This window comes from Campylobacter sp. TTU_617 (genome assembly GCF_016599045.1).
Taxonomy (GTDB): domain Bacteria; phylum Campylobacterota; class Campylobacteria; order Campylobacterales; family Campylobacteraceae; genus Campylobacter_D.
The window spans coordinates 1-12144 of sequence record NZ_JAENKV010000022.1 but is presented as its reverse complement, the minus strand read 5'-3'; the positions used below and the strand labels follow the sequence as shown (position 1 = coordinate 12144).

Annotated in this window: 11 protein-coding genes; 4 read left to right on the top strand and 7 right to left on the bottom strand. The window is 22.9% G+C overall.

What is annotated here, in order from left to right:
- The 6 genes from tssF to pheL all read right to left on the bottom strand — a co-directional run.
- The coding region (gene tssF / locus GQV94_RS07325; RefSeq protein WP_200170401.1) for a type VI secretion system baseplate subunit TssF at window positions 1-1682 on the bottom strand (1682 nt) is incomplete at its 3' end.
- The gene (locus GQV94_RS07320) at window positions 1682-2059 is read right to left on the bottom strand and encodes a GPW/gp25 family protein (protein WP_200170400.1); all 378 of its coding nucleotides are present in this window, start codon (window positions 2057-2059) and stop codon (window positions 1682-1684) included. The genes GQV94_RS07320 and tssF, both read right to left, overlap by 1 nt.
- A 3-nt stretch (window positions 2060-2062) precedes the next feature.
- The gene (gene tssC / locus GQV94_RS07315) at window positions 2063-3514 is read right to left on the bottom strand and encodes a type VI secretion system contractile sheath large subunit (RefSeq protein WP_200170399.1); all 1452 of its coding nucleotides are present in this window, start codon (window positions 3512-3514) and stop codon (window positions 2063-2065) included.
- Between the two features lies 1 nt (window position 3515).
- On the bottom strand, window positions 3516-4001 hold the full coding sequence (gene tssB / locus GQV94_RS07310) for a type VI secretion system contractile sheath small subunit (protein ID WP_200170398.1): 486 nt from the start codon (window positions 3999-4001) through the stop codon (window positions 3516-3518).
- Between the two features lie 56 nt (window positions 4002-4057).
- A complete protein-coding gene (locus tag GQV94_RS07305) occupies window positions 4058-5299 on the bottom strand; it encodes a type VI secretion system domain-containing protein (protein WP_200170397.1) in 1242 nt (413 codons plus the stop codon).
- 79 nt (window positions 5300-5378) lie between these two features.
- Complete coding sequence (pheL, locus tag GQV94_RS07975) at window positions 5379-5423, bottom strand: pheA operon leader peptide PheL (protein WP_373563805.1); 45 nt, start codon at window positions 5421-5423, stop codon at window positions 5379-5381.
- Between pheL and tssJ the strand changes: the two genes are divergently transcribed.
- The 3 genes from tssJ to icmH are packed head-to-tail and all read left to right on the top strand — an operon-like array spanning window position 5408 to window position 7999.
- A complete protein-coding gene (tssJ, locus tag GQV94_RS07300) occupies window positions 5408-5827 on the top strand; it encodes a type VI secretion system lipoprotein TssJ (RefSeq protein WP_442778709.1) in 420 nt (139 codons plus the stop codon). The genes pheL and tssJ overlap by 16 nt on opposite strands.
- Window positions 5828-5836: 9 nt before the next feature.
- The gene (gene tssK, locus GQV94_RS07295) at window positions 5837-7219 is read left to right on the top strand and encodes a type VI secretion system baseplate subunit TssK (RefSeq protein ID WP_200170395.1); all 1383 of its coding nucleotides are present in this window, start codon (window positions 5837-5839) and stop codon (window positions 7217-7219) included.
- 9 nt (window positions 7220-7228) lie between these two features.
- Complete coding sequence (gene icmH / locus GQV94_RS07290; RefSeq protein ID WP_200170394.1) at window positions 7229-7999, top strand: type IVB secretion system protein IcmH/DotU; 771 nt, start codon at window positions 7229-7231, stop codon at window positions 7997-7999.
- A 5-nt stretch (window positions 8000-8004) separates the two neighbouring features.
- On the opposite strand, the gene GQV94_RS07285 is transcribed toward icmH, so the two are convergent.
- Window positions 8005-8517 carry an Hcp family type VI secretion system effector gene (locus GQV94_RS07285; RefSeq protein ID WP_200170393.1) on the bottom strand — a complete coding sequence of 171 codons (513 nt, stop codon included), beginning with the start codon at window positions 8515-8517 and terminating at the stop codon, window positions 8005-8007.
- 111 nt (window positions 8518-8628) lie between these two features.
- Between GQV94_RS07285 and tssM the strand changes: the two genes are divergently transcribed.
- A complete protein-coding gene (gene tssM / locus GQV94_RS07280) occupies window positions 8629-12138 on the top strand; it encodes a type VI secretion system membrane subunit TssM (RefSeq protein WP_200170392.1) in 3510 nt (1169 codons plus the stop codon).
- The last annotated feature ends 6 nt before the right edge of the window (window positions 12139-12144 follow it).

Sequence of the window (12144 nt, the reverse complement as noted above, 5' to 3'; positions counted from 1 at the left end):
GTAAAAATATCTTCACTTTTTAAACATTTGATTTTTAATTTAAAAAAAGAATTAATACTTGTAAAAGAACTAAAGAATTTAGATAAAACTAAACCTAATCTATAAATATCCCCTAAAGAATAAAAACAAGAATCATCTATATCTATAATACATAAAGTTCCTCTTTTGCTAAAATGATAAGAAGAATAAATAGTTTTTGCTTTTATATCTATAATAGCTTTTTCTAAAAGCTCACATATATTTTTATTTTCTTTATCATCCATAAAACTATAAGCATTTAAGATAGCTAAAAAACTATCTTTATTCAATAAGCTTTGATAATTAAAAGAAAGCAATGCTACTAATTTATAAAGTAAAGTTCCATCTACTTTAACTTCTTTTAAAGCACTTGGAAGAGTAATATTTTTTGTTTTAATATTTTTAAAATCTTTTAAATGATTAATATCTGCTATTTTTAATTTTAAAGGTAAATTTTTATTAGAACATAAAGTATTAATGCTTATTGTTTCTATAAAATTTTCATTATGAGTAAAAAAAGAGATTTCTTTAAAAGAATTATTTTTAGAATCAAATTTAGAACTTACATAATAAAAATTATCTTTATTTTGCATAGAAAATCTTTCAAAACTATTATAGTTTTTTAGCATTTTTACTTCACCTATATTACTATGAGCTTTTACTTGTGTTACTTCTATAAGCTCATAGGCATCTTGATTGATTCTATCTATAAATATTTTATAAGCATCTTTAGTATGATCGTTAATAATAGGTTCAGCACTTTTTTCAAAGATATTAATAATAGGGCTTGTTGCTAAAGAAAACATATGAGCTCTTGGTATGCATTCTTTAGGCAAAGCTTTTAAGAATTTAAAACGCAAAGTAAAACTTAAATCTGATATATTATTGAAAATACTTAAATTATCAATACCAATGAAATTGAATTTTTGAGGAATAAAAAAATATTCTCTTAATAATGAAAACGCCTCAAAACCCAAATCATTATATTTAATAATACTTTCATCACTATTAAAACCCATAGTTTTAATTTGATGAGGATTTAATTTAATTTCTTCATTATTTTCTAAGATAATACTAAATTCTTTAAGATAAAGATGAATATATAAAAGCAAAGTGGTTGAGACATAAATTTCATCTCCAAGATAAAGATTAATTCTTTCTAAATTTAAATCACTTAGCTTTGTATTGTCTTTATTGATTTTTATTTTTATATCCATACTATGATATTTTTTTTCATTATTTAAAGAAACTTCTTCAATCTCTAAAGGATAAAGATAAACATCATAAGCAGTTTTAAATTCGCATTCGATTTTATCTATAGGTTTGGCTTTAAGTATGCTTGATTTAGGAATTAAAATTTTATTTTCTTTAGCATCTTTTTCAAAAGCGAATTCTTGCAAGCATAAAGATGGTAAAGGATTTGTATAATTTGGGGAAAGTATATTGATTAAAGACTGCGCTATATAAGGAATATTTTCATCTAATTCTTTGTGAATTCTTGAAGTTAAAATAGCAAGATTTTCAATAATTCTTTCTACATCAGGATCTTTAGAATTATTATCTAAAAAAGGAGCTAATTTAGGATAAAATTCTAAAATAAGATCTTTTCTTTTATGTAAATAATCAAGTTCTTTTTGATAATAAAAAATATTTTCTTTATCCATCAAAAAACCTCATAATAACGATTATTTTTAAAAATAATTTCATAATTAATTTCTTTCATCTCTTCATCAATGCATTTTAAAATAAAACTAAGTTGCCAAGGACTTAAGGAATAATCATAATTAATAGATATAATTTTTATTCTTTTTTCATATTTGGAAATTAAATAATTTATTTCTTTAGCCATATTAGAAGAAAGTTCATTAGCACTTAAATTTAAATCTGTATTAATGCCCAAATCATTTAAACTTAGACAATCATCAAGTTTGGTATTAAGTAAAGCTTTTATATTATTTTTAATATCTTCATATTTATTTTCTATAAAAGCTTTAGAATTTTGTTCATCAAGATTGTGAATAATTTTATCTAAAAAAGACATTAATTATTCTTTATCAAGCTTTCCTACTAAAGAAAGTTCAAAATTACCACCCATATATTTAAAATGAGGACGTACGCTAAGATTTATTTTATACCAGCCTACTTCTCCTGCTACATTTTCAACTTTGATGCTAGCTGCTCTAAAAGGTCTTTTACTTCTTACTTCAGCAGGCGGATTTTCTTGATCTGATACATATTGTCTTATCCACTCATTAAGTCCATTTTCAATATCGCTTCTTTCTTTCCAGCTTCCAATTTCTTCTCTTTGTAAAACTTTAAGATAATGAGCAAGTCTTGAGATAAGAAAAATATAAGGAAGTTGAGTTCCTAAGCGATAATTCATCTCAGCTTCTTTGCCTTCTTGAGTATTAGCAAATACCTTAGGTTTTAGGGCCGAATTTGCAGAGAAAAAAGCTGCGTTATTTGTATCTCTTCTTAAAGTTAAAGCTATAAAACCATTTTCTGCAAGTTCAAATTCTCTTCTATCTGTAATTAATACTTCTGTTGGAATTTTAGCTTCAAGTGTCCCAAAACTTTCATAAAAATAAGTAGGTAAATCTTTTACACTTCCTCCACTTTTTGGTCCTATAATACTTCCACACCATCTATACTTTGCAAAACTTTCACTTAATCTTGTAGCAAAAGCATAGGCTGAATTACCCCATAATAAATGCTCATGTGAGGCGTGGATATTTTCTTTGTAATTAAAACTTTTAATAGGATTTTCTTTATCATCATAAGGGCTTCTTGTTAAAAATCTTGTTACAAGTAAGCCTGCATATTTAGCATCCTCATTTTCTCTAAAAGTATGCCATCTAGTATATTGAGGTCCTTCAAGCAAACTTTTTAAATCTTTAACATTAGCCAATTCTGCATAATTTTCAAGTCCAAAAAAAGAAGCAGATAAGGAAGTGATAAAAGGAGAATGACTCATTGCAGCAATAGAGGACATTTTATTTAAAAAATTCATATCAGAACTGCTTGTGCTTAATTCATAATCTCCTATAATAGCACCAACAGGTTCTCCTCCAAATTGTCCATACTCAGCAGAATAAATATTTTTATAAACTATGCTTTGTGTAATATCAAGATTATTCTCAAAATCTTCCAAAGCTTCTTCTTTGCTTATATCAAACAAATCAATTTTAATGTTTTCATTAAAATCAGTTCTTTGAACTAAAAATGAAATTCCTCTCCAAGTAGATTCTAATTTTTGAAATTCTTTATGATGTAAAATTTCATCCATTTGCTCAGAAAGTAAAGTATCAATCCTTGCAATCATTTCATCTAGAACAAATTTATTAATTTTATCTTCAACATTATCATTTTGAACAATGCTAGATATAAACTCAGCAACACCTTTTTTTGCTATAGCATAACTCTCATCATTTTTATTATATTTTGTTTTTTCCATAATAGTATCAATTATAGAAGGTGTGAGTGTTTTATCTTGCATCTTATTCCTTTTCTTCTTTGATTTCTAAAAGTAATTGTTCTTTTGAGCTTTTATCCATTAAAGCTTCTAAAAGAGCTTTTCTAAAATCAGGTATATTTCCCATAGGTCCTTTTAATGCCATTAAAGCTTCTCTTAATTGCAAGAGTTTATTAAGCTCTGGAACTTGCTTTATAATATTATCAGGAGAGAAGTCTTTCATATTGGAAATATTTAGATTAATATTTAATTCACTTTCATTATCATTGCTTAGAGTATTTTTTACACTAAATGTGGTATTAATATTTAATTTTTGCATTACTTGATCAAAATTGTTCTTATTAATAGAAAGTATTTCTCTTTCTTCTAAATTCTTTTTATTTTTACTTGCAGTTAAATCAGACATTATCATTAATTTTAAAGGCAATTCAACATCAGCATTTTGTCCATTTGTTTTAGCTTTATAAGTAATATTAATACGCTCTTTTGGAGCATTTGATCCCTCAGACATTAATTATCCTTTAATTTAAATTTAAAATATTATAAACAATTAAAAATAAATATTAGCTAATTAAGAGTTTTTAGTTTTATTTTTTCATATTCTTTATCTAAATAATCTTTTAAAAGCTTTTTTTCCATTAAATCTTTAATTTGCATATAAAGAATTTTAGCATTGTATTTCATACCTTTTTCTTCAAAAAGCTCAGCCATTTTAATTAAAGAATTAAAATTTGTAAATAAAGAATCATCATAATTTTTATCAATATCTATAAGACTTTGATTTAAATCTTTTTGTATTTTAGATGTATTAGTTTTTGTATTTTCTTCTTTATTAAAAAAATAATTTAATAATTTTTCTTCGCAAAAAGGAGTATTATCACTAAATTTAAGCTTTAAAAGCTCTTTAAAGCGATTGATAAAATCATAAATTAAAGAACATAAAAAATTTGCTATATTGTGTTTTTTATGCTTTTTTAACATTTCACAAAACATTTTAAATCCTTCAAACCAAAAAGGATTTAAAGCAAGATGAGACATAAAAAGTTTAATATGTTCTAAAAGATTAGATGATTCTTTAAGTAAAAGTTCTTCTAAATTTTTATTAGGACTTTCAATCAATGTGATAAAATTTTGATGAGAGGGTAAATATTCAATTTTTCCCCAACAAGCTTCGATAAACAATGCATAAGCTCTTAAATTGTCAATATTATTTACTAAAAGTTTAAAGGCTAAATCATTAAAATAAGTTTTATAAGCTCTATCATTTAAAAATTCAATATTTTCTTTTTTTATTTCTTCATTATTAGAATTAATTTTTTTATCTTGATTATCTTGTATTTTATCTTCTTGTATATTTAATGCTATAAAAGAAGTAAATAAACTTTTTTCTAATTCTTTAAATGTTTCATTAAATTCTAAAGCTATGCTAGAGCTAATATTTAATTTTTTATTATTAAAATTATTTATAAAATTTTTTATAATATTTTCTAATCTTTTTTTGTAAGAATTTAATATTTTTTCATCTTGTGTTAGTGTATTAGAATTTAATAAAGTTTTTAAATGCTTAAACAATTTTAATAAATTTTCATAAGCTTTCATATCATCAAGATATAAGCAAGCTAAAGAAAAATAATTGCAAATTTTAATATCAATTGTTTTGCTTTTTAAAAGATTAAGTGCGTATTCATAAACTTTGTCCCATTGAATATTTTCATGATTTAGAGTTTGGTATTTAGACATTTGATCTTCTAGGAGTTCATAATATTCTTCTTGCGTAAAATTGGTATTTATATTTTTTGAAAAAGTCATCTATGCTCCAAATTCTATTAACTTTTATAATTATAATTAAAATTTAAAAAATATTATGTTAATTTACTTGCTTTAAATCTTAAAGGATAAAGAAAAATGCATAAAAAAATCTTTTTAACTTTATGCTTTTTACTGTTTAATGCTTGTTCAAGCACTATAGGTATAAAAATAATTAATCAAGAAAATTCCAATTTAAATAAACGTTTTGATGATGTTCCTCTTACAATAATTATTTATCAGTTAAAAGATATTACTAAATTTAAAGAAAGCAATAATGCTGATTTAATAAGCCAAGATCAAATACTTTCCAAAGATAAAATTGATTCTTTAAGACTTCAATTAGCTCCTAAAGAGCAAACTTTAGCTCTTGAGGTGAAAGATGATGAAACCCCTTTTATAGGAGTGCTTGTTTTATATACTAATGGCACAATTTCTAAAATTTATTCAAGCACTAAAGAAGCTAAAGGTTTTGGAAAAAATAAACTTCTTATTTTTGAAATTAATAAAGAAGGTATTAAAAAGCTTTAGGAAAAGAAAATGGCAGATAAATTAAAGGTTGTTTGGTTTAATGGTTTAAGTATAGATAAAATTCATTTTGAGCAACAAGAAAGGTATATAGAGCGCAATATCAATACAAAAACAATCCATCTTTTTAATGCTTTATATGGTGTTATTGATTTAGAATTTGATAAAGAGATGTTAGAATTTGGAAAAATTGCTCTAAAAAAAGTATCTGGTATTACACGTGATGGAAGTATTTTTGATGCACCAATGCAAGATATTTTACCAGAGCCATTAGAGCTTGATTTTAATACTTTAAGTAGTCCTATTATAGTTTTAAAAACTTCTTTAACCAATGAGGCTTTGGCTGATATTGCTCTTAATAATGATTTAGAACTTAAATATAAAACTATAAGAAGTATTATAGCTTCTAAAATTTATGATGGTAATAATGAATTTAAAGATTTTGAAGAAGATGAGGATATAAGAAATTCTACTTTTACACAAGATAAAATGAATATAGCACTTGCTAGTTTAAGATTAAAATTAGGCATTTTAGGAAATGCAAATGCTAATGAACTTGAAATTCCTATTTGTAAAATTAAAAATATTTCAGCACATAAAAATATAGAGCTTGATGAAGATTTTATTCCAACTTGTCTTAATTTAAATAAAATAAATATTATCAAATCTTTTTTAAACCAAATCCTTTATGCAATTAATCAGCACAAAATCACTTTTAAAAATATCTTTAAAAGCATAGATAAAACTAAAAATACTTTAGATTTTAGCACTTATTTAACTTTAAATCTTTTAAAAAAATGGTATTTAATCTTTTCTTATATCAATAATAAAGAAAAAATTCATCCTGAATTTTTATATGAGAAACTTATAGAATTTCAAGGGGAATTATATGCTTTAAGCAATGAAGAAGAATTAGAATTTATAGCTTATAATCATAATGATTTAAGCTCTACTTTTATTACACTTATTAATCTTATAAGAGTTTTATTTTCAAAAATCACTTCTCCTAAATATACTATGGCTAAACTTATAAATAATGGCAATGGTTTTTATGATTTATTATTTGATAATGAGTCAATTTTAGAGCAGGGTGAACTTTATTTAGCAGTGCATTCTAGCGTTGGTTATGAATATTTATTGCGTAATTTTAAATCCCAAAGTAAAATTTATACTCAAAGCAAAATTAAAGAAATTGTTGCAACTCAGTTAAAAGGTTTAAATATAGAACAAATTCCAAATATTCCTTCTAATATCCCTTATTTAAATGGTTATGTTTATTATAAATTAGATAAAGAGGATAAACTATTTAAAGATTTCAAAGGCGAAAATGTAATAAGCATTTATTTAACTAACAATATTAAAGAAGCCGATATTAAAATGTGGGCTCTTTTTTAAGGCAAAAAAATGCAAGAAAAAGAATTAAGTTTGATTTTAAGCTCAAATTTTAAAGGACTTGAAAACAATAAAGTAATTGATTATTCTTTAGAGCTTTTATTACTTGTTTTTAGATTATCTAAATTGAATTCTATTGATTTAAATCTTATACAAAATCTTAAAGATGATTTAATTAATGATATTTTAGCTTGGAGTTTAAAACTTGGTGCTTGTAAAGAATATGAGGAAAAAGATATAGTTAAATTAAGATATTGTCTTTGTGTTTTTATTGATGAGATGCTTATGAAAAATAGTATTTTTATTAATAGTTCTTGGGCAAATAATACTTTAACTATTAGTTTATTTGATGAAGCTTTAGGCGGAAATAATTTTTATGATATAGCTTTAAATTGGTTAAGTGATCCTTTAAAAAATAAAGATTATCTTGAATTTATTTATGCACTTTTGGTTTTGGGTTATCAAGGAAAATATTCAAATGATGAAAATGTTAAAGAAAAAATAATTAATTTTTTAAATAATATAAGTTCAAGTTTAACCCCGTTGTTTAATGTAGATGAACAATTAGTTTTTACTAAAGCTTACGAAAATAAAATTAAAGAAAATATTTATCAGAAATTTAAAAGATTATATCTTAAAAAAACTCTTATTATTTTGCCTATTGTTTTTATTTTATTTTTTTATTTATATTCTTTAATAGATCTTTATGATAATAATTTAAAAGTAAAAGAAGAAATCAATTTAATAATTAATGAATTTAATCAAAGCATAAAGCTTAATTAATTTAATTAAGCTTTTTCTCTCCAATCATCCCCGCCACTTGTTCCAGCAGCTACATGTTCCCAAGTAATTTTTCTATAATTGAGTGAAACTTTAAAAAGTTCAGTTTTATTATGATTATTTGGATCTTGAGCATTTGGCATAATAAGGGTAATATCTGTAATAATTGCATCTTCTAATTTGGTTGTAAAAAAATGCTCTTGTCCTCCACTTGTTGAAGTTCTAAACCAATGCACTTCAACATTAGGAAGTCTTTCACCGCTAGTTAAGGCATTATAAAGTAATGGAACAGCTTTGTTTAAAGAGCAAGTAAAACTAAAGGGCTTATGTACTCTTTGTCCTGAAGGTTGTCCGCTTTGTTGATCAACAGGCACTGTTACTACGTGAGAGATTTCTTGAGCCATAATTTCATCCTCATGACCTGCTTGATAGCGATTACCTATACTTGCCTCAGTAGAGGCGCCACTTGAAATAAGTCCTTGGGTAGAGCCTTCTATTTTTATATATGCTGGTTGTGCCATAATAACTCCTTTAAATCTAATACTTATTATTCTAGCAATATTTTTTATACTTTATTATAAATTGTGTAAAAATTTTATAAAATGTTACAAAATTACCTTTTAGGATAGTTTATGTTTGAAAAACTGATATTATTTTTAAAATCTAAATGGTTTATGCTTATAATTTTTTCAATCTCTTTATTGATACTTAGTTTTTTGTTTTATTTTTGGGGTTCTTTAATAGCCTTTAATGATTTTTATATTTTTAGTGATGCTTTTTTAAGAATAATTATTATTGCTATAACTTGGGTAATCATTTTTTTATTTTTTTTATTAAAACCTTTAATGAAATTGTTGTTTTCTCTAAAAGATGAAAAAAGATTAAAATTTAAAAGATTAAAAAAAGAAGCTAGTATTTTTTTATATAGAGCTAAAAGAAATTTTTTTATTATATTAAAGAATGCAAAAAATACTTTTAAAAATTTAAAAATTAAAAAACTCCCTTTAATTATAATAATAGGAAAAGAGAGTGCTGGAAAAAGTTCTTTAATCAATTATTCTAATATGGAATATCCTTTAAGTGATAGTTTAAATTCTTATAAAAAATTACACCAATCAACCAATAATTTTGCTCTTTATGTTTCAAAAAAAGGTGCTTTGCTTGATACTGAAGGAAAATATTTTTCTCAAGAAGAGCTTTTTAAGCCTTTAAGAAGTGATGAATTGCCAGAAGATGATCTTGTTAAAAATAAAGAATTTTTAATCAAGCAAAATATTTGGCAAAATTTTTTATTTTTTTTAAATAGAAAATTTTTTTACAATAAATTAAATGGTGTTGTTTTAGTAATAGATACTCAAGCTTTTTTAAGCAATACTAAAGAGTATTCGAAAAATCTTTTACATTATCTTGGAAAAAGAATTAATGAGATTGAGGATATTTTAGACTTAAAATTGCCTATTTATATAGTTTTTTCAAAAATTGATCTTTTATTAGGTATGAGAGAATATTTTGCAATTTTTAATGAAACAATTTCAAATAAAGCCTTAGGTATTAGTTTTTTAGAAGAAATAAATGAAATAAATTTAGATAAAGATTTTAAAGAATTAAGCTCTGCTTTACTCTATGCTTTTATGAATAAAAATCAATTTATTTATTCCTTAGAAGAAAAAAACAAGATTTATCTTTTTTTAAAACAATTTGATAATTTACTCGCCTTAATTAAAGATTTTATTTTACAAATTCAAAGTAAGGATACTTTTAAAAATAATTCTTATTTAAGAGGAGTATATTTTATTAGTGCTTATCAAGAAAATATTCCAAGAAATTTTTTACTTGATGCTGTATGTGAAAAATATGATATAAAAAAACCTTTAGCACACTCAATGCGTCTTGTAAATAAACAAAGTTATTTTATCAAATCTTTATTTGAAGATATTATTTTTAAAGATTATTTTTTAAGCCAATTGACTTTAAAGAATTTATTTAAAAGATTTAGTTTTTTATTTTTAATATTAGCTTTATTTATTTGTTCTTATTTTTTATCTTCTTATTTTATTGAAACTAGTAATAAAGAACAACAAAAAGCTAATAATGTTTTAAATCAAATTAATACCTTGTTAGCAGATTCAGATTATAAGCATTTAGATATTTTACAAAAAGCTAAGTTGCTTGCTAATTTAAAAAGTATATTAAGTTCTTATTCTGAATTTAACAATAAAACTTCTTTTTTAGAATATTTTAATTTAAATATCTCTTATAAAGCTTTTACGCCTATTTTAGATTTTTATTATAAACTCAATGAAAGCATACTTGAAAATACTCTAATTAAAGAAATGGAAAATATTTTACAAACTCAAAATGATCCTAAAATTTTAGTTGAAACTTTATATATGTATAGATCTTTATTTAAAGAAAATGCTCTTAATAAAGAATTGCTAAAAAAATGGATTGATAAAAATTGGATCTTTTTAAATAAATATGAACTTTCAAAAGAAAATTTCTTAAATAGGGTTGATACTCTTAAAAAGATTGATTTAAATGAGTTTTTAGAAAATAAACAAAGTATCAATGAAGCCTTTTTAAAACTTAATAAAATAAATAAATTTCAAAGAATTTATTTTTTACTTAATTTCTTAACTACAAATCAAAAAGAACAAAATTACAATCTTAAAGATGAGTTAGGTTTTCCTTTAGAAAATATTTTTGCAAATAAAAGCATTAATGTAGATTTATCTTATAATAAAAAAGCATTGATAGCTTTTTTAAGAAATATTAATCAAAGCATTAATCAAGCTATAAATATAGATGATTGGGTATTTGATGGTTTAAATTCAAAAAAAGAAAGTAAAAATTTTATTATTTTAAATATTATTAAATTATATTTAGAACAATATAAAGAACAATACAAAAATTTACTTTTAAATCTTGCTCCTCAAAGATATACTTCAAAAGAAGCCTTACTTGATAGTTTAAATATCTTAGCAAGTAAAGAAAATCCTATAAAAGCTTTAATTCAAATTATAAATACTAATACTAATTTAAATGATGCTTTATTGTTAAGCGAGGCTTATAATTTAGGTATTAATGCCAGTGAAATTAAAACAGCTTTTATGAGTGTGAGTAATTATTTTAGTGCTTATCATACTCTTTTAGATAATAAAGGCTTAATAGATAATATTTTAAATACAAATAATACCAATAATATAAATAATATTATGGATATTATAAGCGAGGATTTAAATTCCTTGATTAATAAAATTTCTAGTTTTACTAACGATGATTTAAATACTCAAGAAAAAATAAATTATATTTTTAATAAAAACAAAGAAGCAAATGATGTATTTGATGTATTTTTAACCCATATTAAAAAATTACCACCTAGTTTGCAAAGATATTATTCTTTACTTACTTCTTATTCTTATGGATTTTTGCAAGATTATGGGTTTTTATTACTTAATAATGCTTGGTTTAATGAGGTTTATTCCCCTTTTATAAATAATATAGCCCCATTTTATCCTTTTAATAATAATTCTAATGATGATTTAAGCATAGATGCTTTTAAAGAATTTTTTGGTAAAAGTGGAACTTTAAATCAGTTTTATGAAAAATACTTAAATAATGTTTTAATTAGAAAGAAAAATGAGTATTTTATCAAAGAAAGTTTTGCTAAGAGATTTGCTTTTTCTAAGGAATTTTTAGCCTTTCTTTCAAAATCTTATACACTTTCAAATTTAATGCTTGATTTAAATGATAATGTAAAAATTAATTTTATGTTAAAAAGTTTAGATTTAAGTTCTAGTTTTTCTTTTATAGAACTTTCTTATAATTCTTATAAAATAAGATATGATCATACTTTAAAAACAAATTTACAAATTATTGGAGATCAGTTTAATACTTCTACTATTTTAAGCTTAAATGCTTATTCTTTTAATAATACAAATATAAATTATAATAAAAATTATAAAGGAGAATGGGCTTGGTATAAATTATTAAAAGAAGCAAATTATATAGATAATAACACCTATAGTATTTTATTTGACAATAATAAAGATAGATATTTTGATTTTATGTTAATAAGTGGGGCTAGTGATATTGTAAAGATATTAGATGATTTTAGAGTGATTAAAAGTATAAGGGGGTGAAGGATG

What these genes read in the sequence shown, in the direction of transcription:
- tssC (WP_200170399.1), bottom strand. Translation starts at nt 3,514, where the DNA reads ATGCAAGATAAAACACTCACACCTTCTATAATTGATACTATTATGGAA.
- GQV94_RS07320 (WP_200170400.1), bottom strand. Translation starts at nt 2,059, where the DNA reads ATGTCTTTTTTAGATAAAATTATTCACAATCTTGATGAACAAAATTCT.
- GQV94_RS07285 (WP_200170393.1), bottom strand. Translation starts at nt 8,517, where the DNA reads ATGGCACAACCAGCATATATAAAAATAGAAGGCTCTACCCAAGGACTT.
- GQV94_RS07305 (WP_200170397.1), bottom strand. Translation starts at nt 5,299, where the DNA reads ATGACTTTTTCAAAAAATATAAATACCAATTTTACGCAAGAAGAATAT.
- tssM (WP_200170392.1), top strand. Translation starts at nt 8,629, where the DNA reads ATGTTTGAAAAACTGATATTATTTTTAAAATCTAAATGGTTTATGCTT.
- tssB (WP_200170398.1), bottom strand. Translation starts at nt 4,001, where the DNA reads ATGTCTGAGGGATCAAATGCTCCAAAAGAGCGTATTAATATTACTTAT.
- tssK (WP_200170395.1), top strand. Translation starts at nt 5,837, where the DNA reads ATGGCAGATAAATTAAAGGTTGTTTGGTTTAATGGTTTAAGTATAGAT.
- icmH (WP_200170394.1), top strand. Translation starts at nt 7,229, where the DNA reads ATGCAAGAAAAAGAATTAAGTTTGATTTTAAGCTCAAATTTTAAAGGA.